Origin of the sequence: Streptomyces sp. CA-146814 (genome assembly GCF_050942385.1) — a bacterium.
Lineage (GTDB): Bacteria > Actinomycetota > Actinomycetes > Streptomycetales > Streptomycetaceae > Streptomyces.
The window spans coordinates 648703-674165 of record NZ_CP192068.1; the positions used below are offsets into that span (position 1 = coordinate 648703).

General features: G+C 72.1%; 29 protein-coding genes and 1 pseudogene. 17 read left to right on the plus strand and 13 right to left on the minus strand.

Annotation, left to right across the window (positions count from 1 at the left end; translation table 11 throughout):
• Window positions 1-36 precede the first annotated feature (36 nt).
• The 4 genes from ACQP09_RS02730 (at window position 37) to ACQP09_RS02745 (ending at window position 3237) form a co-directional block, all read left to right on the plus strand.
• Complete coding sequence (locus ACQP09_RS02730) at window positions 37-984, plus strand: cytochrome c oxidase assembly protein (protein WP_432149952.1); 948 nt, start codon at window positions 37-39, stop codon at window positions 982-984.
• Between the two features lie 65 nt (window positions 985-1049).
• On the plus strand, window positions 1050-1208 hold the full coding sequence (locus ACQP09_RS02735; protein ID WP_043186658.1) for a hypothetical protein: 159 nt from the start codon (window positions 1050-1052) through the stop codon (window positions 1206-1208).
• Between the two features lie 194 nt (window positions 1209-1402).
• Window positions 1403-2119, plus strand: coding sequence for a lysophospholipid acyltransferase family protein (locus tag ACQP09_RS02740; protein ID WP_433395686.1), 717 nt, complete (start codon window positions 1403-1405; stop codon window positions 2117-2119).
• Between the two features lie 86 nt (window positions 2120-2205).
• Window positions 2206-3237 carry an NAD-dependent epimerase/dehydratase family protein gene (locus ACQP09_RS02745; RefSeq protein WP_433406474.1) on the plus strand — a complete coding sequence of 344 codons (1032 nt, stop codon included), beginning with the start codon at window positions 2206-2208 and terminating at the stop codon, window positions 3235-3237.
• 26 nt (window positions 3238-3263) lie between these two features.
• On the opposite strand, the gene ACQP09_RS02750 is transcribed toward ACQP09_RS02745, so the two are convergent.
• The 8 genes and pseudogenes from ACQP09_RS02750 to ACQP09_RS02785 all read right to left on the minus strand — a co-directional run.
• On the minus strand, window positions 3264-4823 hold the full coding sequence (locus ACQP09_RS02750; RefSeq protein ID WP_433406475.1) for an alpha/beta hydrolase: 1560 nt from the start codon (window positions 4821-4823) through the stop codon (window positions 3264-3266).
• Window positions 4824-5022: 199 nt separating this feature from the next.
• Complete coding sequence (locus tag ACQP09_RS02755; protein ID WP_433395688.1) at window positions 5023-5808, minus strand: urease accessory protein UreD; 786 nt, start codon at window positions 5806-5808, stop codon at window positions 5023-5025.
• Entirely contained in the window at window positions 5805-6482 is a 678-nt protein-coding gene (ureG, locus tag ACQP09_RS02760; RefSeq protein WP_398820847.1) for an urease accessory protein UreG, read from the minus strand. Before ureG ends, ACQP09_RS02755 begins: the two co-directional genes overlap by 4 nt.
• Window positions 6483-6506: 24 nt before the next feature.
• Window positions 6507-7169, minus strand: a complete 663-nt coding sequence (locus ACQP09_RS02765) for an urease accessory protein UreF (RefSeq protein ID WP_433395690.1) — start codon at window positions 7167-7169, stop codon at window positions 6507-6509.
• A 19-nt stretch (window positions 7170-7188) separates the two neighbouring features.
• Window positions 7189-8910 (minus strand): urease subunit alpha, encoded by a 1722-nt coding sequence (locus tag ACQP09_RS02770; RefSeq protein WP_433395692.1) that lies wholly within the window; start codon window positions 8908-8910, stop codon window positions 7189-7191.
• The gene (locus ACQP09_RS02775; protein WP_364789344.1) at window positions 8903-9214 is read right to left on the minus strand and encodes an urease subunit beta; all 312 of its coding nucleotides are present in this window, start codon (window positions 9212-9214) and stop codon (window positions 8903-8905) included. The genes ACQP09_RS02770 and ACQP09_RS02775 overlap by 8 nt, the downstream gene beginning before the upstream one ends.
• A 13-nt stretch (window positions 9215-9227) precedes the next feature.
• A complete protein-coding gene (locus ACQP09_RS02780) occupies window positions 9228-9530 on the minus strand; it encodes an urease subunit gamma (protein WP_433395693.1) in 303 nt (100 codons plus the stop codon).
• Between the two features lie 139 nt (window positions 9531-9669).
• Window positions 9670-9940 (minus strand): annotated as a pseudogene (locus tag ACQP09_RS02785) (TetR/AcrR family transcriptional regulator); the annotation flags it as partial.
• A gap of 338 nt (window positions 9941-10278) precedes the next feature.
• Between ACQP09_RS02785 and ACQP09_RS02790 the strand changes: the two are divergent.
• From ACQP09_RS02790 to ACQP09_RS02800, 3 genes are all read left to right on the plus strand, one after another.
• Complete coding sequence (locus tag ACQP09_RS02790; RefSeq protein WP_433395695.1) at window positions 10279-10794, plus strand: excalibur calcium-binding domain-containing protein; 516 nt, start codon at window positions 10279-10281, stop codon at window positions 10792-10794.
• Between the two features lie 296 nt (window positions 10795-11090).
• Entirely contained in the window at window positions 11091-11396 is a 306-nt protein-coding gene (locus ACQP09_RS02795; RefSeq protein WP_433395697.1) for a hypothetical protein, read from the plus strand.
• A gap of 608 nt (window positions 11397-12004) precedes the next feature.
• Window positions 12005-12475, plus strand: coding sequence for a C40 family peptidase (locus tag ACQP09_RS02800; RefSeq protein WP_433395699.1), 471 nt, complete (start codon window positions 12005-12007; stop codon window positions 12473-12475).
• Window positions 12476-12559: 84 nt separating this feature from the next.
• On the opposite strand, the gene ACQP09_RS02805 is transcribed toward ACQP09_RS02800, so the two are convergent.
• Complete coding sequence (locus ACQP09_RS02805; protein WP_433395700.1) at window positions 12560-13237, minus strand: LysE family translocator; 678 nt, start codon at window positions 13235-13237, stop codon at window positions 12560-12562.
• Window positions 13238-13309: 72 nt separating this feature from the next.
• On the opposite strand from ACQP09_RS02805, the gene ACQP09_RS02810 reads away from it, so the two are divergent.
• The gene (locus ACQP09_RS02810; protein WP_433395702.1) at window positions 13310-14224 is read left to right on the plus strand and encodes a LysR family transcriptional regulator; all 915 of its coding nucleotides are present in this window, start codon (window positions 13310-13312) and stop codon (window positions 14222-14224) included.
• 66 nt (window positions 14225-14290) lie between these two features.
• On the opposite strand, the gene ACQP09_RS02815 is transcribed toward ACQP09_RS02810, so the two are convergent.
• The gene (locus tag ACQP09_RS02815; protein ID WP_433395703.1) at window positions 14291-14722 is read right to left on the minus strand and encodes an ATP-binding protein; all 432 of its coding nucleotides are present in this window, start codon (window positions 14720-14722) and stop codon (window positions 14291-14293) included.
• A 251-nt stretch (window positions 14723-14973) separates the two neighbouring features.
• On the opposite strand from ACQP09_RS02815, the gene ACQP09_RS02820 reads away from it, so the two are divergent.
• Complete coding sequence (locus tag ACQP09_RS02820) at window positions 14974-15834, plus strand: helix-turn-helix domain-containing protein (protein ID WP_433395705.1); 861 nt, start codon at window positions 14974-14976, stop codon at window positions 15832-15834.
• A 95-nt stretch (window positions 15835-15929) separates the two neighbouring features.
• Window positions 15930-16157, plus strand: a complete 228-nt coding sequence (locus tag ACQP09_RS02825; protein ID WP_433395707.1) for a DUF397 domain-containing protein — start codon at window positions 15930-15932, stop codon at window positions 16155-16157.
• Here ACQP09_RS02825 and ACQP09_RS02830 read toward each other — a convergent pair.
• Window positions 16150-17322 carry an 8-amino-7-oxononanoate synthase gene (locus tag ACQP09_RS02830; RefSeq protein WP_433395708.1) on the minus strand — a complete coding sequence of 391 codons (1173 nt, stop codon included), beginning with the start codon at window positions 17320-17322 and terminating at the stop codon, window positions 16150-16152. The genes ACQP09_RS02825 and ACQP09_RS02830 overlap by 8 nt on opposite strands.
• A gap of 144 nt (window positions 17323-17466) precedes the next feature.
• On the opposite strand from ACQP09_RS02830, the gene bioB reads away from it, so the two are divergent.
• The 4 genes from bioB to ACQP09_RS02850 all read left to right on the plus strand — a co-directional run bounded on the left by bioB (window position 17467) and on the right by ACQP09_RS02850 (window position 21700).
• Window positions 17467-18690, plus strand: coding sequence for a biotin synthase BioB (gene bioB / locus ACQP09_RS02835; protein WP_433395709.1), 1224 nt, complete (start codon window positions 17467-17469; stop codon window positions 18688-18690).
• Entirely contained in the window at window positions 18683-20065 is a 1383-nt protein-coding gene (locus tag ACQP09_RS02840; protein WP_433395711.1) for an adenosylmethionine--8-amino-7-oxononanoate transaminase, read from the plus strand. The genes bioB and ACQP09_RS02840 overlap by 8 nt, the downstream gene beginning before the upstream one ends.
• A 28-nt stretch (window positions 20066-20093) precedes the next feature.
• Entirely contained in the window at window positions 20094-20792 is a 699-nt protein-coding gene (bioD, locus tag ACQP09_RS02845) for a dethiobiotin synthase (protein ID WP_433395712.1), read from the plus strand.
• Window positions 20793-21022: 230 nt separating this feature from the next.
• A complete protein-coding gene (locus ACQP09_RS02850; RefSeq protein ID WP_433395714.1) occupies window positions 21023-21700 on the plus strand; it encodes a class I SAM-dependent methyltransferase in 678 nt (225 codons plus the stop codon).
• Window positions 21701-21712: 12 nt separating this feature from the next.
• Here ACQP09_RS02850 and ACQP09_RS02855 read toward each other — a convergent pair whose 3' ends face one another.
• Window positions 21713-22084, minus strand: a complete 372-nt coding sequence (locus ACQP09_RS02855; protein ID WP_084744725.1) for a fic family toxin-antitoxin system, toxin component — start codon at window positions 22082-22084, stop codon at window positions 21713-21715.
• Window positions 22081-22353: an antitoxin gene (locus tag ACQP09_RS02860; protein ID WP_433395716.1), complete on the minus strand. Its 273-nt coding sequence runs from the start codon at window positions 22351-22353 to the stop codon at window positions 22081-22083. The genes ACQP09_RS02855 and ACQP09_RS02860 overlap by 4 nt, the downstream gene beginning before the upstream one ends.
• 84 nt (window positions 22354-22437) lie before the next feature.
• Between ACQP09_RS02860 and ACQP09_RS02865 the strand changes: the two genes are divergently transcribed.
• The 3 genes from ACQP09_RS02865 to ACQP09_RS02875 all read left to right on the plus strand — a co-directional run bounded on the left by ACQP09_RS02865 (window position 22438) and on the right by ACQP09_RS02875 (window position 25400).
• Complete coding sequence (locus tag ACQP09_RS02865; protein WP_433395718.1) at window positions 22438-22881, plus strand: GNAT family N-acetyltransferase; 444 nt, start codon at window positions 22438-22440, stop codon at window positions 22879-22881.
• A 162-nt stretch (window positions 22882-23043) separates the two neighbouring features.
• On the plus strand, window positions 23044-24384 hold the full coding sequence (locus ACQP09_RS02870) for a hemolysin family protein (protein ID WP_433395719.1): 1341 nt from the start codon (window positions 23044-23046) through the stop codon (window positions 24382-24384).
• Window positions 24381-25400 carry a hemolysin family protein gene (locus tag ACQP09_RS02875; protein ID WP_433395721.1) on the plus strand — a complete coding sequence of 340 codons (1020 nt, stop codon included), beginning with the start codon at window positions 24381-24383 and terminating at the stop codon, window positions 25398-25400. Before ACQP09_RS02870 ends, ACQP09_RS02875 begins: the two co-directional genes overlap by 4 nt.
• Window positions 25401-25463: the final 63 nt, after the last annotated feature.

Genomic DNA, 25463 nt, shown 5'->3' on the forward strand with positions numbered 1-25463 from the left:
ACGAAACGGGGACGTGTCCCCATCGGGAGTGAACAGATGGATCACAGCGGGCACGGCATGAACATGGATCTGCCGCCGTTCACGCTGGGACGGGGGCTGGAGCTCTCGCCCGACCCGTTCTTCCTGACCGGCTGCGTCCTGGCGCTCGCCCTCTACGGGTACGGCGTGGCGCGGCTGCGTCGGCGCGGCGACGGCTGGCCGGTCAACCGGATCGTCTTCTTCACCGTGGGTGTGCTGAGCATCGCCCTGGTGATGTGCACCAAACTCAACGACTACGGCATGGTCATGTTCAGCGTGCACATGGTGCAGCACATGGTGATCAGCATGCTGTCGCCGATCCTGCTGCTGCTCGGCGCGCCGGTGACGCTGGCGCTGCGCGCGCTGCCGCCCGCCGGGCGGGGCCGGACCGGGCCGCGCGAGCTGCTCCTGAAGCTGCTGCACAGCCGCTACATGAAGATCATCACGCATCCGGCGTTCACGATCCCGCTCTTCATCGCGAGCCTGTACGCGCTGTACTTCACGCCGGTCTTCGACTTCCTGATGGGTTCCAAGCCCGGCCACATCGGGATGATGGTGCACTTCCTCGCCGTCGGCCTGGTCTTCTTCTGGCCGATCATGGGCATCGACCCGGGCCCGCACCGGCCGGGCTATGTGATGCGGATGCTGGAGCTGTTCGCGGGGATGCCGTTCCACGCGTTCTTCGGGATCGCGCTGATGATGGCGAGCACGCCGATGGTCAAGACGTACGAGAATCCGCCCGCGTCCCTCGGTATCGACGCCCTCAGCGACCAGAACTGGGCGGGCGGCATCGCGTGGGCGTTCAGCGAGATCCCGTCCGTGCTGGTGCTGATCGCGCTGGTGTACCAGTGGTACCACTCCGAGCAGCGGGCGGCGAAGCGCTCGGACCGGGCCGCCGATCGCGACGGTGACAAGGAGCTGGAGGCGTACAACGCCTATCTCGCGTCATTGCAGGCGCGACAGTAGCGCGGGGGGCGCTTCCGGGGCGACCATGGAGTGAACGGCCGCGCGGCCGACGAGGAGGGACGCGCATGTCCGGATCGACGAAGACCATGGGATACCTGACCGTCGGAGCGCTGGTCACGGTGACGGCGTACACGGTGGCGCTCGGAAGCAGCGGCTGGCTCTGGTTCGGCTGGATCGTGCTGGGGCTCTGCACGCTCGGCATGCTGGCCACCCAGGACACCTGACCCGTCACGGCGGGTGGCCACGCCTGAGGGGCCCGGTGGCGGGTACGAGCCGGGGGGACGGTTCGTTACGGTCGCACGGTGATGCCGGGGACCTACACTGACGGTCCCCGGCACGACCATGACCTGGAAGTCCGCAGCGACCCGGCAGTACGCGACCCTGACGCCGGCCCGGCAGAGCGAGGTGCATCCGCACGGTGTTTTATTACGTCCTGAAATATGTCGTGCTGGGACCGCTGCTGCGGGTGCTGTTCCGCCCTCGTATCGAAGGGCTGGAGAACATCCCGGAGGACGGCGCGGCGATCGTCGCCGGGAACCACCTCTCCTTCTCCGACCACTTCCTCATGCCCGCCATCCTCAAGCGGCGCATCACCTTCCTCGCGAAGGCCGAGTACTTCACCGGCCCGGGGATCAAGGGCAGGCTCACCGCCGCCTTCTTCCGCAGCGCGGGCCAGATCCCGGTGGACCGCTCGGGCAAGGACGCGGGCCAGGCGGCGATCCGCGAGGGCCTGGGCGTGCTGAGCAAGGGCGAGCTGCTGGGCATCTACCCGGAGGGCACCCGCTCGCACGACGGCCGGCTCTACAAGGGCAAGGTCGGGGTGGCGGTCATGGCGCTCACCGCAGGGGTGCCGGTGATCCCGTGCGCCATGCTCGGCACGTTCGAGATCCAGCCGCCCGGCCAGAAACTCCCGAAGATCAAGCAGGTCGCGATCCGGTTCGGTGAGCCGCTGGACTTCTCGCGGTACGCGGGCATGGAGAACCAGAAGGCCGCGATCCGGGCCGTGACGGACGAGATCATGTACGCGATCCTCGAACTCTCCGGCCAGGAGTACGTGGACGAGTACGCGGCCAAGGTGAAGGCGGCCGAGCAGGAGGCCGCACCGCCGAGGAAGTTCCCCAAGCTGCGACGCTGACGGCGAATTCGCCACCAGCAGAGCGGTCTGGCCCGGCCCCGCTCGCTGCGCCTAGCGTCGGTTCCATGAGCAACGGACATGTGTGGGTGCTGGGAGCGACGGGCCAGATCGGGCGGGCGGCGGTGCGCGCGCTCGCCGGGGACGGCTGGGAGGTGACCGCCGTATCGCGCGGCGGCGGCCGGGACGAGCGGTGGGACGACGGGGTCCGGGCGCTGGCGCTCGACCGGGACGAGGAAGGCGCGCTGGAGAGGGCGCTCGGCGACGGCTGTGACGTGCTGGTCGACATGGTGGCGTTCGACGGCGCGCACGCTCGGCAGTTGACCGGGCTGGCCGGCCGGATCGGCTCGGCGGTCGTGATCTCCAGCGGTGCGGTGTACGAGGACGAGCGCGGCCGCAGCTTCGACACCCAGGCCGAGCCCGACGGCTTCCCGCGCTATCCCGTGCCGCTGCCGGAGAGCCAGGCCACGGTGGCTCCGGGAGATGCCACGTACGGGACGCGGAAGGTGCTGCTGGAGCGCGAACTGCTGGCGGCGGGCGAAGCGCTGCCGGTGACGCTGCTGCGCGCGGGCGCGGTCCACGGGCCGTACTGCCGGACGCCGCGCGAGCTGTACTTCGTGAAGCGGCTGCTGGACGGACGGCGGCGACGGGTGCTCGCGTACGGCGGCGAGAGCCGCTTCCATCCGGTCCATGTCGCGAACGCGGCCGAGCTGATCCGGCTGGCGGCCCTTCGACCCGGCTCACGGGTGCTCAACGCGGCGGATCCGCAGGCGCCGACGGTGGCCGGGATCGGGGCGGCGATCGATGCGGTGCTGGGCCGGGAGACGGAGACGGTCCTGGTGGACGGTCCGCCGCCCGAAGGGGGTGTGGGCGAGACACCGTGGAGCGGGGCGCATCCCGTGGTGTACGACATGACGGCGGCGGAGCGGGAGCTCGGGTACCGGCCGGTGACGGGGTACGTGGAGTCGCTGCCGGAGACGGTCGAGTGGCTGGCCGGGCAGCTGGCGGGGCGGGACTGGCGGGAGGCGTTCCCGAAGATGGCGCGGAACTACGGGAAGACGCTCTTCGACTATGCGGCGGAGGACGCCTGGCTGGAGGCGTACGACCGGGGCCGCCGCTGAGCGGGCCCCGGTCGTCGAAAGCGTCCTTACGGCTTCGGCGTGGCGTGCGGAGCACACACCACGTCGCGCCGGTCGGTCTTCCCGGTGAGCAGGTAGGTGTCCACCCGTTCGTTCACGCAGGGGTTGGCCAGCCCGGTGACGCCGTGGGAGCCGGCGTCCTTCTCGGTGATGAGCCGCGAGCCCTTGAAGCGCTGGTGCAGCTCGACGGCGCCCTCGTACGGGGTGGCGGCGTCGCGCTCGGCCTGCACGATGAGGACCGGGGGCAGGCCCTTGCCGGTCTTCACGTTCAGCGGGGTCTGCTGCTTGGCCGGCCAGGTGGCACAGGGCAGGTTCATCCAGGCGTTGGCCCACGTCATGAAGGGGTACTTCTTGTGCAGCCGGGTGTTGTCGCGGTCCCAGGTGCGCCAGTCGGTGGGCCACTGGGCGTCGGCGCACTCGACGGCGCTGTAGACCGCGTTGCCGTTCTCGGCCGACGCGTTGCCCGCGAGGTCGCTCATGTCGGGTGCGGCGGCGTCGATCAGCGCCTGGGTGTCACCGGCCCGGTAGGCGCTCCAGGTCTTGGCGGTGGGCGCCCAGGCGGAGTCGTAGTACGGGGCGCTCTGGAAGAAGCCGATGAGCTCGGCGGGGCCGACGACCCCGCCGATGGGGTTCTTCTTGGCGGCCGCGCGGAGCTTCAGCCACTCCTTCTCGACCTTCCGCGGGGTGTCGCCGATGCCGTAGACGGAGTCGTGCTCGGCGACCCACGCCTTCCAGTCGTCCCAGCGCGTCTGGAAGGCGATGTCCTGGTTGAGGTTCGCCCGGTACCAGATGTTCTCGCGGGCCGGGTTGACCACGCTGTCGACGACCATGCGGCGTACGTGGGTGGGGAAGAGCGTGCCGTAGACGGCGCCCAGGTAGGTGCCGTAGGAGACGCCGAGGAAGTTGAGCTTCTTCTCGCCGAGCGCGGCCCGGATGACGTCGAGGTCGCGTGCGGTGTTGGGCGTGGTCATGTGCGGCAGCATCCAGCCGCTGCGCTCGCCGCACCCTTCGGCGTACTCACGGGCCAGCTTCCGCTGCGCGCGCTTGTCGGCCTCGCTGTCGGGAACGGGGTCCGCCTTCGGAGCCTTCATGAACTCCTGCGGGTCGACACAGGAGATCGGCGCCGACCGGCCCACGCCGCGCGGGTCGAAGCCGACGAAGTCGTACGCCTTCGCGGTCTTGGTCCAGAGCGGGTTCTTGTTGGTGACCCGTGTGGGGAAGCGCATCCCCGAGCCGCCGGGCCCGCCCGGGTTGTAGACCAGAGCGCCTTGGCGCTCGGCCTGGGTGCCGGTGCTGGTGTGCCGGTCGACGGCGAGCTGGATCTTCTTGCCGTACGGCTTCGCGTAGTCGAGCGGCACGGTCACCCAGCCGCACTGGATGGGAGCGGGCAGGCCCCAGTCCTTCGGACAGTCCCGCCAGTCGATCCCGGCCTTCCCCGCCCGCTCGGCGGCGATCTTCACGCCGCGCGCCTCGGAGTCCGCCCGTCCGTGGTGGCGGCCGTCGGCGGATACCGGTATCGCCTCCGCGGCGGGCGCGGTGATCGCTCCCGCGACGAGCGCGCCGGCCATCAGCGCGCCGGCCGCGCCGAGCCCTGTTGTGCGTCCCACGTGGAACCTCCCCCATCGTCGTCCGATGCGCCGCCGGTGGCGGCGTGGTCTCCATCGGAGCGTTCCGGGGATCCTTTCGCCTGCGGGGTTCCTGGGACCAGGGCGTACACCTGTTTCTTTACCGAACCCATAACCGGTGAAGGAAATCCGCTGAGCGGACTCAGGAGCTGTTGTTCGCCTTCAGCCCGTCCAGCAGCTCGTGCATCGCCTCGTCCAGGATTCCGCGCAGCAGGCGGGCGTCGGCGGCCACGGCGGTGACCAGGACGGCGGGTCCGGCGAGCGGGGTGAGGGCGGCGGTGGGGCCGAGGAGGCGGGCGGGGAGCGGGGCGTCCTCGAAGGACGGGTCGGCCAGGAGGAGTTGGCCGACCGCGCGGTGGCCGCCGAGGACGGCGGGGCCGTCCCAGCCGCCGGACGCGCCGGGCCCGTAGGCGAGTTGCTGGTCCAGGAGCGGGCGGCCCGCGCGGTGGACGGTGAGGCGGGTGGTGAGGGCTCCGGTGGGTTCGTCGTGGCGGCCGAGGATCTGTTCCTCGCGGAGCAACAGGCTTGCGGTGAGCGCCAGTTCGACGCGGGTGGTCTGGTGGAGGTTGCTGCCGTGGGCGGAGATGACCTGTTCGGGGAGCCAGTGCAGGGTGGCTCGCTCCCCCACGGTCAGGTGGATGTCGTACGCGGACGGGCCGGAGGCCGACCGCGCGCCCGGGAGCGCGACCGTGGCCGCCGCCGCGTCGACCGTGAGGCGAGCGCCGTCGGCGACCTCGGCCTCGATGGCGAGGCGGTCGCCGTTGAGCGGGGCGCTCATGGCGCCGACGACGGTGACCCGGGCGCGTTCCGGGTGCGGTGAGCGGGTGCGGCGGAGGGCCAGCGGGCCTGCGGACTCCAGGAGGGGCAGGGCCATGGAGCCGCGGCCGTCGGGTTCGGCGCGGAGGCGGGCGGTGGCGTGGACGCTCATGCGGTCCAGGCGGCGAGCTGCGCCCGCACCCAGTCGGCGACCGGCCCGACGCCTTCGGCGGAGGTCAACGAGGTGAAGAGTACGGGGAGTTCGCCACGCTGCTCCTTGGCGTCCCGGGCCATCCGCTGGAGGTCGGAGCCGACGTACGGGGCGAGGTCGGTCTTGTTGATGACCAGGAGGTCGGCGGTGGTGACGCCGGGGCCGCCCTTGCGCGGGATGTCGTCGCCGCCCGCCACGTCGATGACGAACACCTGGGCGTCGACGAGACCCTTGGAGAAGGTGGCGGTGAGGTTGTCGCCGCCGGACTCGACGAGGATCAGGTCGAGCGGGCCGACCGCGTCCTCCAGGTCCTCGACGGCTTCGAGGTTGGCGGAGATGTCGTCGCGGATCGCGGTGTGCGGGCAGGCGCCGGTCTCCACGGCCTGGATGCGCTCGGGCGGCAGGACGGCGTTGCGGAGGAGGAAGGCGGCGTCCTCGCGGGTGTAGATGTCGTTGGTGACGACGGCGATGGAGAGCCGGTCGCGCAGCTCGCGGCAGAGTGCGGCGACGGTGGCCGTCTTGCCGGAGCCGACCGGGCCGCCGAGCCCGATGCGCAGGGCGCGCCGGGTGCCGTCGGGGCGGGTGGCGTCGGCGCTGACGGCGGCGGGGCCGTCGTGGGTGTGGCCGAGGTGCACGGGGACTCCTTGTGGTGGTCGGGGTTACGAGGCGAAGAGGCGGACCGGCCAGGCGGCGTGCGCCTCGGCGGTGATGTCGAGGAGCGGGGCCGAGGCGGCGGGCAGGGCGTCGATGCCTTGGCGTGCGGCCTCGGCGGCCTGGGCGGCCACCTGGTCCAGTTCGGGGGCGAGGCGGGCGAGTACGGCGGTGGCGTGGAAGGGGTCGAGGGAGAGCAGCCGGACCACGGCGGTGGCCGGTCCGCTGACCGTCTCGTACGCCACGCAGTGCGCGGCGTCCTCGGATTTCAGCCCGGCCGCCCTGGCGGTGAGGCCGAGGACGACGGGCTGGTGGGCGCCGCGCGGCCGGGCCGTGGCGAGCGCGTCGAGTTCGGGGCTCGGCCAGGTGGCGCGGGCGGCCCGCATCATCTGGCGGCCGAGCTTGCGCGCGGTGGCCCGCAGAGCCGGTGAGGGCGTACGGGCGTCGGCGGCCTCGTCCAGCGCGAGCGGGTCGAGGCCGTGGGCGGCGGCCGCGGCGAGGGCTGCGGCGGTGAGGCCGGTGGTGTGCAGGCGGCCCCGGCAGAACGCGGCGAGGTCGTCGGCGGTGCGGATGCGCCCCTGGGTGACGGCCGGTTCGGCGCCGCCGGAGTGGGCGTGGCCGCCGGCGGGGAACCGGCCGTCGGCGAGGACGAGCAGGGCTGCGCGTGACATGGCTGGTGGTCCGCCCGGCTCAGAAGAGGAAGTAGCGCTGGGCCATGGGCAGTTCCGCCGCCGGTGCGGGCTCGACCGGTTCGCCGTCGATGGTGACGGCGAAGCTGTCCGGGTCGACGTGGACGTGCGGCATCGCGTCGTTCTCCCGCATGTCCGCCTTGGTGACCCCTCGCGTGCTGGTGATCGGCGTGAACTCCTTCTCCAGGCCGAGCCGTTCGGGCAGTCCGTCCGCGATCGCCGTCTCGGTGACGAAGTTGAAGGAGCCGCGTGCGGCCGCCCGGCCCAGTGCGCCGAACATCGGCCGGGGCAGGACCGGTTGGGGCGTCGGGATGGAGGCGTTGGCGTCGCCCATCTGCGCGTACGTGATCTGGCCGCCCTTGATGACGAGCTGCGGCTTCACGCCGAAGAACGCCGGGTCCCAGAGCACGAGGTCGGCGAGCTTTCCGCTTTCGACCGAGCCGATCTCCCGGTCCAGGCCCTGCGCGACCGCCGGGTTGATGGTGTATTTGGCGACATAGCGACGGACCCGGTGGTTGTCGGCCCGCCCGTCGCCGGGCAGAGCTCCACGCCGCTTCTTCATGACGTGGGCGGTCTGCCAGGTCCGCAGGATCACCTCGCCGATGCGGCCCATGGCCTGCGAGTCGGAGGAGATGATCGAGATGGCGCCGAGGTCGTGGAGGATGTCCTCGGCCGCGATGGTGGAGGGCCGGATACGGGACTCCGCGAAGGCGAGGTCCTCGGGGACGGCCGGGTTGAGGTGGTGGCAGACCATCAGCATGTCGAGGTGTTCCTCGATGGTGTTGACGGTGTGCGGCCGGGTGGGATTGGTCGAGCTGGGCAGGACGTACGGCTCCGAGACCACGGTGATGATGTCGGGCGCGTGCCCGCCGCCCGCGCCCTCGGTGTGGTACGCGTGGATGGTGCGTCCGGCGATGGCGGCGAGGGTGTCGGCGACGAACCCGGCCTCGTTGAGGGTGTCGGTGTGGATGGCGAGCTGGGCGCCGGTCTGCTCGCAGACGGTGAGGCAGGCGTCGATGGCGGCCGGAGTGGCGCCCCAGTCCTCGTGGATCTTGAATCCGAGTGCTCCGCCGCGCAGTTGGGAGTACATGGCGTCGCGCGAGGTGGTGTTGCCCTTGCCGAGCAGCCCGATGTTGACGGGGAAAGTCTCCAGCGCCTCGAACATCCGGGCCAGGTGCCAGGGGCCGGGGGTGATGGTGGTGGCCTTGGTGCCTTCGGCGGGTCCGGTGCCGCCGCCGACGAGGGTGGTGATGCCGCTGGAGAGCGCCTGGTCGAGAAGGGTCGGCGAGATGAAGTGGACGTGCGCGTCGACCGCGCCGGCTGTCAGGAGCTTGCCGTTGCCCGCGATGATCTCGGTCTCCGGGCCGATCACCAGGTTGGGGTGGACGCCGTCCATGGTGTCCGGGTTCCCGGCCTTGCCGATGCCGGTGATGCGGCCGTCGCGGATGCCGATGTCGGCCTTGACGATGCCCCAGTGGTCGATGACGACGGCGCCGGTGATGACGGTGTCGGGTGCGCCCTCGGCACGGGTGGTGCGGGCCTGGCCCATGGACTCGCGGATCACCTTGCCCCCGCCGAAGACCGCCTCGTCGCCCGCGTGGCCGGGGCCGCCGGAGCGGTCCTCCTCGATCTCGACGAAGAGGTCGGTGTCGGCGAGGCGGATCCGGTCGCCGGTGGTGGGCCCGAAGAGGTCCGCGTACACGGCCCTGTCGAGGTCAGGCATCGAGCGCACCTCCGGTCTCGCCGCGCAGGCCCGGGACGATGCGGCGGCCTGCGAGAGGGACGAGTTCGACGTCGACGGGGATGCCGGGCTCGAAGCGGACCGCCGTACCGGCCGCGATGTGCAGCCGCAGTCCGTGCGCGGCCGCGCGGTCGAAGCGCAGGCCGGGGTTGGCCTCGGCGAAGTGGTAGTGGGAGCCGACCTGGACGGGGCGGTCGGCGGCGTTGAGGACGGTGAGGCGGGTGACGGGACGCCCCTCGTTGAGGGCGATGCCTCCGTCCCCGTACAGGATCTCTCCGGGAATCATCGGCGCGGCCCCGTCAGACGATCGGATCGTGGACGGTGACGAGCTTGGTGCCGTCCGGGAAGGTGGCCTCGACCTGGACGTCGTGCAGCATCTCCGGAATGCCTTCCATGACCTCGTCGCGGGTGAGCAGCTTGCGGCCGGACGCCATGAGTTCGGCGACCGTGCGGCCGTCCCGGGCGCCTTCCAGCAGGTGGGCGGTGATGAGGGCGACCGCCTCGGGGTGGTTGAGCTTCACCCCGCGTGCCCGGCGCTTCTCGGCCACGTCGGCGGCCACATGGATGAGCAGGCGTTCCTGCTCGTGCGGGGTCAGTTGCACGCTTCCACCTCATCGTCTTCCGCCCGGCACCGGCCTCCGGGCGCAGCGGGACCCTATCCCCGTTCAACAGTTCGTTGAACGGGGAACCCGGCTCTCGCGACCAGGTATTGCACGTTAGGGCGGAAGTTTTTCCGTTGCGTTAACTGGCCTTTTGCGGGCCCATGGACATCAGCCCGCGCAGGCCGCTCCAGCACCTCGGGGCGTACGTCCCCGAAGAGCGCCTCCTGCGTGATGAGGTCCTGGGCGGTGGCGATCATCGTGCGCGCCGCATGGCCGGCCGCCACGTCACCGCTCAGGATCCCGGCGTGCCGGTAGGCCTCGACCAGTGTGGTCCATGCGGCGCGCATCGTGGCGTAACCCTCGTCCGGCTGTGCGGCGAGTCGTCCGTCGTGCAGCGTCTCGGACCAGAGCGGCGACGCGGGAAGCGGTGGAGGACCGGGTCGTATACGGAGCGGTCGTCGCCGGACCGGAGGGCCCGCACGTGCGACGCGATCGGCCAGTGGCTGCCGCCGGGCGCGGGCGGATCACTGCCGCGCTCGGTCGCGTTCTTCGACGGCAGCGCGGCGGGTGGCTCGTGAGGGGGCGCCGCGGAACCGCCCAGAAGCCTTGCGGCATCCCCACAGCCCGGCACCCCGACCACCGCTCCCCCGCGCCTTGGTCACAACTCCATCACCAACGGAACATCTCGCTCCTCCAGGTGCGTCCGGCTCACTAGCGTCATCCCTCCACGAACTTCCTTGGGGGGAACATGAACTGGAACGACCCGCAGCACCCGTCACGCCAAGCGGACTGGGGGCCTGGCATCACCGTTCCGCCGCCCAGCCCTTCCAGCGGGCCGCGGTGGGCCCGTAAGCGCGTCGTCCTTCCTGCCGCCGGTGTGCTGTTCCTGCTCGGCATCGGGATCGGTGCCACCGGTGAGCAGCCGGAGACCGTGCGGACGGCGGCGGTGAAGGCGGAGCCGGGGCCGACGGTGACCGTCACCGTGACGGAGACCGCGAAGGTCACGGTGACGGCGAGCCCGGAGCCGGCCCCGACGGTAACGAAGATCAAGAAGGTACGGGTGACCGTCACCGCTCCACCGCCGGAGCCGATCGCCGAGGCGCCCGAACCGGTCTACGACGATGACGACGATGCGGCCGGCGGCTCCACGTACTACAAGAACTGCACGGCCGTCCGGGCCGCGGGCGCCGCGCCCATCAGACGAGGCGATCCCGGGTACGCCTCCCACCTCGACCGCGACGGCGACGGAGTCGGCTGCGAATAGGCGCCCACCGCCAAGCACCCGCCAGCCCCCTCGCGGCGCACGCGGAGCCGGACCGGCCGGGGACATGCTCCGCCCGGCGCGCGGGTAGTCATTCAGCAACCCGCACGGGCCGATCCGCTGCGGGGCCGGCCGTCCGGTCTGGAGAGCCACGCGCACGAACTGGTGCACACCCGCGAGCTGTTCACCCGGATGCCGGTCCGGCACACGGGCCGGACCAGCATCCGAAGGACTGGTGGACCACGTCGTGGAGGACCGCACGCTCTCCCAGCCGCCGCATGACGTGAGGTGAACTGCCCATGGAGCCGCCGGAGTTCCCGCCGCTGCCCGCGCTGACCCGCGCCGAGGGCGAGTTCATCGACTGTTATCTGGCGGTTCTCGACCAGGTGGGCCGCATCAACCCGGCGCGCGGCAGCGACACCTACAGCGCCCTGCGGGCCGCCCAGGCCCTGGCCTCCCGGGCGGCGGCCCTGCGCGACGCGCTGGCCCTGATGCACGAGCGCGGTGAGCGACAGATCCACGCGGCGACGCTCGCGCGGGCCCTGCGGGTGCCGGACGGCGAGCGGCGGGCGGGCCGGGTCGCCATGCCGCCGGCCCCGAACTGAGCCGCTCCGCGCGACGGGGGCGGGCCGGTCGTCGTGGCGTGCGAAGCGCACCACGGGAGCGGGCCAGTCGTCCTGGCGTGCGAAGCGCACCACGGGAGCGGGCCAGTCGTCCTGGCGTGCGACACGCCCGGTCCCGCGACCGATTTTCCTCGCTCGTTCGGCGTAGGCGATCACCCGCGCGAGCGACGCCCCAACTTGCGCTCGACGCGCGGTCCGTACTCGAAATCCACCCTTTCGTCGCTGGTACGAGGGCGTGCGCCGGGCTCGTCGGCGGGCGCGAACCGCCCCTGTCCACCTGAATGGATCAGTGGTGAGGAGACTCACAAATCGCCGTTTCAGCTCGGAAATCCGGCACTTCGTGAGTCAAGATCCCTGGGACGACAAGCCCCCGCCGCCGCGGCGGGGCGGTCCGGGTGGACGCCGAGTCCTGCCGCCTCCCGGATGACTGGTCGACAGGAGTGGATCGGCAGGAGTGGAGGACCCGAGCACAACGGGCCGACCGGGAGACCGGGAAGCCCTCGGGGTGAAGCCGCAGCGCGCGGCCGGGCAACTTCGCCAGCCCGAACCCGACAGGTCATCCTTCACAGGCGGCTGACGAAGGGTTGCGCATGTCTGCGCAGGTTCATGTCCCGTCTCTGTTCGCCCGGGTCGGTACGGCTTCCGTACTCACCTTCGCCGTGACGTCGGCGATGCTGGCGCCCGGCCTCGTCGACGGCGCCGAGGCCGCCACCCATTCGACGAAGGCGCTCAAGATCGCCGCGTCGAAGAAGGGGGCTCCCTACAAGTACGGAGCCGCGGGTCCCAGCCGGTTCGACTGCTCGGGGCTGACGGTCTACTCGTTCAAGAAGGCCGGGAAGAAACTTCCCCGCACCGCACAGCAGCAGTACAACAAGACCCGCCATATCTCGAAGTCGCAGCGCAAACTCGGTGACCTGGTCTTCTTCCATTCCGGGCGCAACGTCTACCACGTGGGCATCTACGCCGGAGGCAACAAGATCTGGCACTCCCCCAAATCCGGGGACGTGGTGCGCAAGGCGAAAATCTGGTCCAAGAGCGTCTGGTACGGACGGGTCCGCTGACCCACCGACCGGACGCTCTTCCCTTGCGGGCGGCACCGGCGCACCTCTCCGTGCCGCCCGCAAGGGCCCCGACCCCTCCCCTCCTCAGCGCAGAAGGGGCCCGGCCACCAGCGCCAGGCCCAGTCCGGTGAGCGCCACGCCGCTGCCGCCCTCGATCGCCCGGGCGGTACGCGGCCGGCGCAGCCACCGTCCCAGCCGGTCCACCAGCAGGGCGAGCGCCGAGAACCAGACGAGGGCGAGAGCGACGACGAGGGCGGCGAGCAGCAGGGTCCTGGGCAGCGGCGGCTGCCCGTCCGGGACGAACTGCGGCAGCAGGCTGAGGAAGAGGACCGGCGCCTTGGGGTTGAGCGCGTTGGTCAGGAACCCCTGCCGCAGCGCACGCCCGAACCCCTCACGTACCGGCTGTTCCGGTACGCCGCCGGACGCCTCGGGCCCCTGAGGCGGCACCTGGTCCGGTGCACGGCGCTCCTCGGCGACCCGGCGCCGGATCGCGTACAAGGCGCTGATCCCGAGGTAGAGCACGTACGCGCCGCCCAGCAACTGGACCGTGCGGAAGAGGACGGGCATCGTCACCAGCACCGCCGCGAGCCCCGCCACGGCGAGCGCGGTGTGGACGAGCAGCCCTCCGGCGACACCGAGGGCGGTGGCCAGACCGGTGGTGCGCGTGGCCAGGGCGTTGCGTACGACGACGGTGAAGTCGGCTCCGGGCAGCGCGACCATTCCGGCGGCGACCCCGGTGAAGGCGATCAGTTGTGCGTCCATGGATCCAGCCTGGACCGGCGGAGCCTTTAGCGTGTACTTGCAATCTTCTGGGTCTGCCTAAAGGAACGCTTCATGTACGACCCGACGCGGCTCACCGCGCTGGTGGCGGTCGCCGAGACCGGATCGATCACCCGGGCCGCCGCCCACCTGGGCTACACCGCGCCCGCGCTCTCCCAGCAGCTGGCCAAACTGGAGCGGGAGGCCGGCGCGGCGCTGCTGGTGCGCCACCATCGCGGCGCGCGGCTGACGGCCGCCGGTGAGCTGCTGGCGGGCCGGGCGCGGCGGGTGCTGGACGAACTGGACCGGGCACGGCACGAGCTGGCGCAGCTGGCCGGGCTGTCGGGCGGCAGGCTGCGGGTCGGGACGTTCACGACGGCCGGGGTGCATCTGCTGCCGCCGGTCCTGAGCGCGTTCCGGCGGGCCCATCCGGATGTGGAGCTGGCCGTGGCCGAGTACGAGCCGCCGGGCGGCATCGCGGCGGTCGCCGCGGGCGAGGTGGACCTGGCGCTGACCCATGCGTACGAGCCGGCGGTGGCCGACCCGCCGCCGGCCGGGGTCACCGTCGAGCCACTGCTGGTCGAGGAGCTGGTGCTGGCGACCGCGGTCGGGCACCGGCTCGCCGAGGGCACCGGGCGGCTGCCGGTCGCCGAGCTGGCGGGACGGCCGCTGATCAGCAGCGCTCCGGCGCATCCGCCCCGGCGCGGGGTGGAGAGCGCGCTGGCGGCGGCGGGCGCCGCACCGGCGGTGGTCTGCGAGTCGCCCGGCTACGCGCTGGTGTGCGCGCTGGTCAGCGCGGGGCTCGGGGTGGCGGTGGTGCCGGAGATGGTCGCGTCGCTGTCGGCCACGCCGCTGGCGGTCCGGCGGCTGGAGCCTCCGGACTTCCGCCGGACGATCTCCGTGGTCCACCGCGGCGACCGGGCCACCGCGGCGGCGGCGACACTGCTGGCCCTGCTGCGGAGCGGGTTCGGCCGGGCGGCGGCGAGCTGATCGGTGGCCTGAGCCGGGCGGGCGGGGCGGCGGCCTGAGCTCCGCCGCCCCGCCCGCGCCCGGCCGTCAGCCCTGGACCGGCACCGCCCACGGCAGCGTGATCCAGACCGTCTTGCCGCCCTCGGCCGTCGGGACGACCGTCAGCCGGCCCCCGTACTCCTTGGCCAGCGCCCGGATGATCACCATGCCGCGCCCGTTGTCCTGCCGTACGGCGGCGGGCAGCCGCTGAGGCCACCGAGGGTGACTGTCCGTCACGCCGAGGTGCAACTCCTCGTCGCGTTCCAGACGCAGATCGACGGTGAAGGTGGGCGACTGGCCGAACGTGTGCTGGACCGCGTTGGTCGCGAGTTCGGAGATGATCAGCCGGACGGTGTCGGCCAGCTCCGTCTCCTCGGAGAGGCCCCATTCGGCCAACGTCCTGGCCACATGTCTACGGGCCGAGGAGACCGAGACCGGATCGCTCGGCAGGGTGACGGTTGCTTCCTGATGGTCTGCCATGGCGACGCCGTCCCTTTCGCGCCCCGGCCGACCCGCGGTCGGCCGGGATTGTGCTTCGCGCCAGACTGCCACTGTTGAAGCTCGCTGTAACGACGTTCGACCAAGATATGCATATATCTGTCGCTCGAAGCGGTGAATTCGGGTCCCGCACCACCCGGACGACGGGCACACTGGCCCCCCCTGCGGGCCCGGATCACGCGGTGCGTGACGGCCTGGCCCCGTTCCGTTCCGCACAGCGCGAGGAGACCCGGATGCAGCACGGCCCCGTCGTCCGACGACGGAAGCTCGGCGAGGAGTTACGGAACCTGCGGCACGGCTCCGGACTCACCAGCCGGGACGCGGCGCACCTGCTCGGCTGGCACCAGTCGAAGGTGAGCCGTATCGAGACCGGCGCCAGCGGGGTCACGCCCGCGGACGTGACGCGCCTGCTCGACCTCTACGCGGTGCGGGACGCGCAGTTGCGCGCCCTGCTCGAAGTGCTGGCGGGGTCGGCGGGCGGTGGAGGCGCGGGGTGGTGGCACGCCTACCGGGGGCTGATCCCGCCCCAGTACCGCGACTTCATCAGCCTGGAGTCCCAGGCCGATACGGTGCGGACCCTGGAGACCTCGGTGGTGCCGGGCCTCCTCCAGACGGCCGGCTACGCGCGGGCGGTGACCCGGGCCTCGCTCGACGGGTTGCCGGCGGACCATCTCGACTCGCTGGTCGAGGTGCGGCTGACCCGTCAGCGGGTGCTGTACGCGAGGCCGCCGCTGCGGTTCACCGCCGTACTGGACGAGGCGGTGCTGCACCGGAGGGTGGGCGGGCTCGAGGTGATGCGCGACCAGTTGGACCATCTGACCCAGGTGGCTCAACTCCCTCACGTACAGCTGCAGTTGCTGCCGTTCTCGGTCGGCGGGTACGTCGGGCTCACCAGTCCTTTCGTCATCTTCTCCTTTCCGAACATTTCTGATCTGGATGTGGTCGTTCTCGACCACTTGACGAGTAGCCTCTATCTGGAGCGGAGAGAAGACCTTGAGGCGTACGGCTCGGCCTTCCGCACCCTGCAGGCACACGCACTGACGCCGGACGGGTCGCTGGACCTCATCGACGCGATCCGCTGCGGCCTGCGCTAGCACGACGGACCGCTGATCCGATGCACCGCTGATCCGATGCACCGCACCGACCCGCTGACCCGACAGGACGTCCGACTCTGCCCGAGGGGGGCACCATGTCCGACCGTCTCGTACCCCGCACGGAGCCGCTCAGGTGGCGCCGCAGCAGCCGCTCCACCGGGATGAACAACTGCGTGGAGACCGCGCGGCTGTACGGCCCCGAGCCCGGCGGCGCGCTCCTCGCCGTACGCGACTCCAAGGACGTGGAGCGGCCGCCGCTCCGCTTCTCCACCACTGCCTGGACCACGTTCGTGGCCGGGCTGGAGCCGCTCCCCTTCAGCTGAGCGGAACACCGGCCTCCCGGGGAGCGGTGGCGACGACCGTGGCCACCGCGGTGCCGATCTGCTCCTCGGTGAGGTCGGCCCGCGCGGTGAGGCGCAGCCGGGAGATGCCGTCCGGCACGGACGGCGGCCGGAAGCACCCGACCGCCACGCCGGCCGCACGGCAGTCGGCGGCCCACCGCACCGCCGCGTCGGCGGAGGGTGCCCGCACGGAGACGACCGCCGCGTCCGGGCGGACCGCCGTCAGCCCGGCGGCGGTGAGCCGCCCGTACAGCGCGGTGGCCACCTCCCGGGCCCTGGCCGCGCGTTCGGGCTCCCGGCGCAGCAGCCGGAGCGCGCCCAGTGCGCCGCCCGCCGCCGCCGGGGCGAGGCCGGTGTCGAAGATGAACGTACGGGCCGTGTTGACCAGGTGGTCGATGACCCGGGCCGGTCCGAGGACCGCGCCGCCCTGGCTGCCCAGGGACTTGGAGAGGGTGAGGGTGGCGACCACTCCCCCGCCGCCCGCGAGTCCGGCTGCCGCGAGCGCGCCGCGTCCGCCGTCGCCGAGGACGCCGAGGCCGTGGGCGTCGTCCACGACGAGGGCGGCGTTCGCGGCGCGGCAGACCTCGGCCAGCTCGGCGAGCGGTGCCGCGTCTCCGTCGACCGAGAAGACCGAGTCGGTGACGGCGAGCGCGCGTCCGTCGTGGGCCGCCAGCGCCTTGGCGACGGCGTCCGGATCGGCGTGCGGGGTGACGGCGGTCTCGGCGCGGGAGAGCCGGCAGCCGTCGACGATGGAGGCGTGGTTGCCGGCGTCGGAGACGATGAGCGAACCGCGTCCGCTGAGTGCCGCCAGTGCCGCCAGGTTGGCCGCGTAGCCGGAGGAGAGGACGAGGACCGCCTCGAAGCCGCAGAAGTCGGCGAGTTCGTGTTCGAGTTCGGTGTGGAGCGTGGTGGTGCCGGTGACCAGCCGCGATCCTGTCGCGCCCGCGCCCCAGCGGTGGGCGGCACCGGCCGCTGCGGCGGTGACCTCGGGGTGGCGGGTGAGGCCCAGGTAGTCGTTGCTCGCCAGGTCGAGGAGCTCGGCCTCCGCACTCCTCGGGCGCAGGGCCCGGACGAGTCCGGCGGCGGCCCGGCGGCGGGCCTCGTCGTCGATCCAGTCGAACGGGGAGGAGGGCGGGGCGAAGGACATGAGGCGGTCCCTTTTGTAGGCAGCTCACAGACCCTAGCGGGGTGCGCAGCAGGTCAGGGTGTGGCAATACACACACCCTCGCCCGCGTCTCCTGTCTGGTTCCTCCTTGGCTGGAGGCGGTGCCGTACGCCAGGATCATCTTTCATGGACCTGCTGAACACGCTGGTGGACAAGGGGCTGCGGCGCGAACTGCCGACCCGCGAAGAAGCGCTCGCCGTGCTGGCGACCTCCGACGACGACCTGCTCGACGTGGTGGCCGCCGCCGGCAAGGTACGCCGCCAGTGGTTCGGGCGGCGCGTCAAACTCAACTACCTGGTCAACCTGAAGTCCGGGCTCTGCCCCGAGGACTGCTCGTACTGCTCGCAGCGGCTCGGCTCCAAGGCCGGGATCCTCAAGTACACCTGGCTGAAGCCGGACGAGGCGTCCAAGGCGGCGGCCGCCGGAGTGGCGGGCGGGGCCAAGCGGGTCTGCCTCGTCGCGAGCGGACGCGGGCCGACCGACCGGGACGTGGACCGGGTCACCAAGACCATCGAGGCCATCAAGGAGCAGAACGAGGGCGTCGAGGTCTGCGCCTGTCTCGGTCTGCTCTCCGACGGACAGGCCGACCGGCTGCGTTCGGCGGGCGCCGACGCGTACAACCACAACCTCAACACGTCCGAGGAGACGTACGGGGCGATCACCACGACGCACACCTACGCGGACCGTGTGGAGACCGTGCAGCAGGCCCAGGCCGCCGGGCTTTCGGCGTGTTCCGGGCTGATCGCCGGGATGGGCGAGAGCGACAAGGACCTGGTCGACGTCGTCTTCGCGCTGCGCGACCTGGACCCGGACTCGGTGCCGGTCAACTTCCTGATCCCGTTCGAGGGCACGCCGCTGGCCAAGGAGTGGAACCTCACCCCGCAGCGCTGCCTGCGGATCCTCGCCATGGTCCGCTTCGTCTGCCCCGACGTGGAGGTCCGGCTCGCGGGCGGCCGCGAGGTGCATCTGCGCTCGATGCAGCCGCTGGCGCTGCACCTGGTGAACTCGATCTTCCTCGGTGACTACCTGACCAGCGAGGGCCAGGCGGGCCAGGCCGACCTGGACATGATCGCGGACGCCGGTTTCGAGGTGGAGGGCCAGGGCACGACGACGCTCCCTCGCCACCGGGCCGACGCGCTCGCCGGTGGGTGCGGTTCGCATGAGACGTCCGGTGCCGCCGGATGTGGTGCGCATGAAGGTTCCGGTGGCGGCTGCGGGCCGTGCGGTGGTCACGCGGGTGGTGAGGAGAGCGTTCCGGCTCCGGCCACGGAGACGGCCGGCGCCGCGCGCACGGATCTGGTGGCGGTCCGCCGTCGCGGTGCGGGGACGGACCTCGCGCCCAATGCCTGAGCCGTACGACCCCGAACTCGGCGGGCCTGCGGAGCCGAAGCCGTACGCTCCCGAACTCGGCGGGCCCGCCGAGCCGAAGCCGTACGCTCCCGACGAACTGCGGGCGCTGGACCGCGCGCACGTCTGGCACCCGTACGGTCCGATGCCGGGCCGACAGGAGCCGCTGGTCGTGGAGTCGGCCTCCGGCGTACGTCTCCGGCTCGCCGAACCCGTGGAAGGGCAGCGCGAGTTGGTGGACGGCATGTCGTCCTGGTGGTCGGCGGTGCACGGCTACAACCACCCGGTCCTCAACGAGGCCGCGCGCGGCCAGCTGGACCGGATGAGCCATGTGATGTTCGGCGGGCTCACCCATGAGCCCGCCGTCCGGCTGGCGACCCGGCTGGTGGAGATCACGCCCGAGCCGCTCCAGCACGTGTTCCTCGCCGACTCGGGGTCCGTGTCGGTCGAGGTCGCGGTCAAGATGTGCCTGCAGTACTGGCGTTCGGCCGGGCGGCCGGAGAAGCGGCGGCTGCTGACCTGGCGCGGCGGCTACCACGGCGACACCTGGCAGCCGATGTCGGTGTGCGACCCGGACGGCGGGATGCACGAGCTGTGGTCGGGGGCCCTGCCCCGCCAGGTCTTCGCCGACGCCCCGCCGGACGGTTTCGACGCGGAGCCGGATCCCGCCTACGTGACCCATCTGCGGGAGCTGATCGCCGCGCACGCCGACGAGGTGGCGGCGGTCATCGTGGAACCGGTGGTGCAAGGGGCCGGCGGGATGCGGTTCCACTCGCCCGCCTATCTGCGGGTGCTGCGCGAGGCGTGCGACGAGCTGGACGTGCTGCTGGTCTTCGACGAGATCGCGACGGGTTTCGGGCGGACGGGCAAGCTGTTCGCCGCCGGGCATGCCGGTGTCTCGCCGGATGTGATGTGCGTCGGCAAGGCGCTGACCGGCGGTTATCTCACGATGGCGGCGACGCTGTGCACCTCGCGGGTGGCCGAGGGGATCTCGCGCGGCGAGGTGCCGGTGCTGGCGCACGGCCCGACGTTCATGGGCAACCCGCTGGCCGCCGCCATCGCCTCGGCCTCGGTGGACCTGCTGCTCGGGCAGGACTGGGAGGGCGAGGTGGCGCGGATCGGCGCGGGGCTGCGCTCCGGTCTGGCGGCCGCGTCGGAGATCCCCGGGGTCGTGGACGTACGCGTCCTGGGGGCGATCGGGGTCGTCCAGCTCGACCACGAGGTGGACATGGCGGCGGCGACCCGGGCGGCCGTGCGCGAGGGCGTGTGGCTGCGGCCGTTCCGCGACCTGGTGTACACGATGCCGCCGTACGTCACCGGGGACGACGACGTACGACGGATCTGCCGGGCCGTGTGCGCCGCGGCACGGGAGGGCTGAGATGGCGTCTCGGCACGGGAGGACCGGCATGGCGACGATCCTGGTGGTGACCGGTACGGGCACGGAGATCGGCAAGACCGTGGTGACCGCCGCGGTGGCTGCCGCCGCGCGGGGGCGCCGGGTCGCGGTGCTGAAGCCCGCGCAGACCGGCCTCGCGCCCGGGGAGCCGGGAGACGCGGCGGAGGTGGCGCGGCTGGCCGGCGCCCATGTGACCCCGGTCGAACTGGCCCGGTTCCCCGAGCCGTTGGCCCCGGCGACGGCGGCCCGGCGGGCGGGTCTCGCCCCGGTACGGCCGCACGAGGTGGCCGAGGCGGCGGAGAAGCTGGCCACCGAGCATGACCTGGTGCTGGTGGAGGGCGCGGGCGGGCTGCTCGTCCGGTTCGACGACGAGGGCGCCACGCTGGCGGACGCGGCGCGGCTGCTGGCGGCTCCGGTGCTGGTGGTGGCGCCCGCGGGGCTGGGCACGTTGAACGCCACGGCTCTGACGGCGGAGGCGCTGCGGGCCCGTGGGCTGGAGTGCCGGGGCGTGGTGGTCGGCAGCATGCCGGAGCGGCCGGACCTGGCCGCCCGGTGCAACATCGAGGACCTTCCGGTGGCGGCGGGCGCCCCGCTGCTGGGAGCCGTACCGGCCGGTGTGGGAGGACTGTCGGGCGCCGACTTCGCGGCGCGGGCGGGCGGTTGGCTGGCCCCGGAGCTCGGCGGGACATGGGCTGTGCCGTCGGTGTGAGGCGGGGGCCCACCGCGGTGCCGTACGTCGGTGTGAGGCGGGGATCCATCTCGGTGCCGTACGTCGGTTGAGGCGGGGGTCCACCCCCGTGCCGTACGGGGCGGGCCGTTCGCGTACGGGGGTCGTACGCGCCGAGCCCGCACCGTACGGACTGCCTGTATCCGCCGGTACGGGGGAGAATCGGTGAGGAGAGCCGCCGCGTCATCTCCCTCAGCTCACGGAGGTCCGTCATGCAGCTGCGCAACAGGAAGCTCCCGCGCGACGCCGTGCACCACCCGGTCTTCGCCCGCTTCTACGCCCAGATGAGCGTGACGGCCGACCTTAAGGGTGGCGTCGCCGCGTACCGCCAGGAGCTGCTGGCGGGGCTCTCCGGCCGGGTCATCGAGATCGGTGCGGGGAACGGGCTGAACTTCGCGCACTATCCGGGAGCCGTCTCGGAGGTGGTGGCGCTGGAGCCGGAGCGCTCGCTGCGGCAGCTCGCCGCCCGCGCCGGCATGCGCGCCGAGGTGCCGGTGGACGTCGTGCCGGGGGCGGCCGAGGCGCTGCCGGTGAAGAGCGAGGCGTTCGACGCGGCGGTGGCCTCACTCGTCCTGTGCACCGTACGGGATCTGCCGAAGGCGCTCGCCGAGATCAGGCGGGTCCTGCGCCCGGGCGGTGAACTGCGGTTCTTCGAACACGGGCTGGCACCGGGCAGGGCTCTGGCGGCCGCACAGCGCACGGCGGACCGGACGGTGTGGCCGCTCCTCTTCGGCGGCTGTCACACGGCCCGGGATCCGCTGGCCGCGATCGAGGCGGCGGGCTTCGAGCTGGGGACGTACAGGAGGCTGCGGATCCCGGAGAAGGGTGTGCAGTTCCCGTCGTCGCCGTGTGTGCTGGGCGTGGCCCGTAAGCCGTTCACCGTGGAGTGACCGCGCCGCGCCTCATACGCTCCACTGGCGCAGCTCGTCCGCGATGGCCCGCACGTCCGCCTTGCCCTGCTTGACCAGGAGGGCCAGATCGCGGACCTGCTCGGGTGAGGTGATGACCTTCAGGCCGGAGGCGACGAGATAGCCGTACGCGACGGCCGAGGCGAACATCGCGTTGGAGTGTTCGAGAGCCGGCACGTGCAGCAGCAGCTGCAACAGGGCGGCAGCGCGCGTGTGCGGGTCGCTGTAGACGGCGCTGCCGAAGATCTCCGCCTCGTGGCGGGCGACCGCGGCGACGAGCGCGCCCCAGTCGACGACCTGCGGGTCACCGGGCGTCTTGTGCTCGGCGACCATGAGCAGCCAGGAGAGGTCGATCCGCAGGTTCAACGGGTGCCTTCGTGCCGGGTGCCCTCGTGCCGGGTGCCTTCGCGCCGAGGACCGTCGCGCTCCGGGCCGAACTCCTCGGCGAAGACCGACTCGTACTGCTTCATGAAGTCGGCGGCGGCCTCGACGAAGGTCTGTCCCACCTCGCCGGCGTCCTGTCGGACGAGCTCCTCTATATAGCGGTTCACGCTCATCCCCCTCTGGAGCGCGCGCTGCCGCGCGGCCTCGGCGGTGGCCTCGTCCACTCGAACGTTCAGCTGAGTCTTGGGCACCCTTCCAAGCTAGCGCGGGCGTGCTAGCAGCGGCAAGGGGAGGCCCGGTAAAGCGATCGACCTCCCCGGTCGGCGGATGGTGGGATGGCCGCCATGGACGATCTTTCGCTCCGGCCGGCGACCCCGGCCGATCTGGACCAGGTCCTCGCGTTCTGGAAGGTGGCCGCGGAGGGCACCAGCATCAGCGACGACGGGGACGGGGTCGCACGCCTGGTGGAACGGGACCCCGACGCGCTGATCCTCGCGGAGCGGGGCGGAACGCTGGTGGGCACCGTGATCGCGGGCTTCGACGGCTGGCGCTGCCATCTCTACCGGCTCGCGGTCCATCCGGAGCAGCGGCGCACAGGTGTGGGCAGGGCGCTGCTCGCGGCGGCGGAGGAACGGTTCGCCGCGCTCGGCGGGCGGCGCGCCGACGCCATGGTGCTGGACCGCAACGAGCCGGCCCACCACGCCTGGCGCGCGGCGGGGTACGGGCATCAGCCGCAGTGGAGCCGCTGGGTCAAGCCACTCGCGGACCGACCCGGGTAGGACTCGGCACCGGTGGGCAGACGCCTACGATGACCTGCCCCTCCCGTCACCCGCTGCCGAAAGGTGTGAGCGTCCTTCCGTGGGCGAGCCTCCCGGTAGCCGCATCCGCCGACATCGCGCGGTCCGACCGACCCTGCCTGATCATGGGACGGAGGTGAACCGATGATCGAAGTGCTTCTGCTGTTCGTCGCCCTGCTGCTCTGTGTCGCGTGCGGTGCCTTCGTCGCGGCGGAGTTCTCGCTGACCACGGTGGAGCGCGGGGAGCTGGAACGGGCCGCCGAGCGCGGTGACCGGGGTGCCGGAAGCGCCCTGAAGGCCGTACGGAGCCTGACGTTCCAGCTCTCCGGCGCGCAGCTCGGGATCACCGTCACCAACCTGGTGATCGGCATGCTCTCCGAGCCGTCGATCGCCAAGCTCATCCGCAGCCCGGTGGAGGCGGCCGGCCTGCCGCCCGCCGCGGCGTCCACGCTGGCGCTCGTCATCGGTACGGCGCTGTCCACGGTGGTGCTGATGGTGGTCGGCGAGCTGGTGCCGAAGAACTGGGCGATCTCCTCGCCCCTCTCCGTGGCCAAGGCGGTCGCCACGCCTCAGCGGATGTTCACGGCCGTGTTCCGTCCCTTCATCAGCCACCTCAACAACACGGCCAACCGGATCGTGCGCCGCTTCGGCCTGGAGCCGACCGAGGAGCTGGCCTCCGCCCGCAGCCCGCAGGAGCTGGTCGCGCTGGCGCGGCACTCGGCGAAGGAGGGGGCGCTGGAGGCGGACACCGCCGAGCTCTTCGTACGGACCCTGAATCTGGCGGAGCTGACCGCGGAGAACGTGATGACCCCTCGGGTCCAGGTGACCGCGCTGGAGGTGCGGGCGACGGCCGAGGACGTGGCCAACGCGACCCGGGCCACCGGGCTCTCCCGCTTCCCCGTCTACCGGGGCAGCCTGGACACCGTGGTCGGCGTGGCCCACATCAAGGACGTGCTGGCGGTCCCGGCCGACGAGCGCCCCCGTAAACGCGTCTCGGAGATGCTGCGTGAACCCCTCCTCGTACCGGAGACGCTCACCGTCGACCGGCTGCTGGACCAGCTGTCCGGCAAGCTCGCCATGGCGGTGGTCATCGACGAGTACGGCGGTACGGCGGGTGTGGTGACGCTGGAGGACATCGTGGAGGAGGTCGTCGGCGAGGTCCGCGACGAGCACGACCCGCACGAGACATCCGACCTGGCGGCCGCCGGTGAGGACGCCGACGGCCGCACCCTGTGGTCGGCCGACGGCGCGGCCCGCACCGACCAGCTGAGCCGGATCGGGCTGCGCGTGCCGGACGGGCCGTACGAGACGCTGGCCGGGCTGGTAGCGGCGGAGCTGGGACGGATCCCGACGGTGGACGACAGCGTGGAGCTGGCGGGGTGGCGGATCGACGTGGTGGACGCCACGGGCCGCCGGGCCGCGCGGGCGCTGCTGCACGCGCCGCCGCCCGGTGCCGAGGAGCAGCGGCGGGAGGAGACACGATGATCGTCCTTCAGCTCTTCATCGGCCTGCTGACCCTGGTGGCCAACGCCTTCTTCGTGGGCGCCGAGTTCGCGCTGATCTCGGTGCGCCGCAGCCAGATCGAGCCGGAGGCCGAGGCCGGCAACCGGCGGGCCCGCAGCGTCATCTGGGGCCTTGAGCACGTGTCGGCGCTGCTGGCCGCCGCCCAGCTCGGCATCACGCTCTGCACCCTGGTGCTGGGCATCGTGGCGGAGCCCGCCATCGCCCATCTGCTGGAGCCGGTCTTCGACGCGGTGGGTGTGCCGGACGGGCTGGTGCACGCGCTCTCGTTCGTGATCGCGCTGAGCGTGGCGACCTATCTGCACATGCTGCTGGGCGAGATGGTGCCGAAGAACATCGCGCTGGCCGAACCGGCGCGCAGCGCGCTGCTCCTGGGTCCGCCGCTGGTCGCGATGGCGCGTGCGCTGCGGCCGGTGATCTTCGCGATCAACGCCTTCGCCAACGCGCTCCTCAAGCTCCTGCGGGTCGAGACGAAGGACGAGGTCTCCGCCACGTTCTCGGACGACCAGCTGGCCCGGATGGTGCAGGACGCCGGGGACGCGGGGCTGGTCGACGACCGGTCGGCGGAGCGGCTGCACCACGCGTTGGAGCTGGGCCGCCGTCCCGTACGGGATGTGGTCATGCCGGTGGACCGGGTGCTGTACGCCCGGGTCGGCACCACGCCCGAGGAGCTGGAGCGGCTCTCGCACGTGTCCGGCTTCTCGCGGTTCCCGGTGATGGACAGCGAGGGCCGCATCCTGGGGTATCTCCATGTGAAGGACGCCCTGGACGCGACGCCTCGGGACGCGCCGTTCCCGGTGACGGCTCTGCGGCCGATCGCCCGGGTCCGCGCGGCGACCCCGCTGGACGACGTACTGACCGCGCTGCGGCGCAGCCGGACCCATCTCGCGGCGGTGCTCGACGAGGGGGACCGGCTGGTCGGCATGGTCACGATGGAGGACGTGCTGCGTGAGCTGGTGGGCCGGGCGCGGTCCCGCTGAAGGCCTGACCGTGACAGCTCCCCGTACCGGCCGGACGGTACGGGGAGCTGTCACGGTAGAATC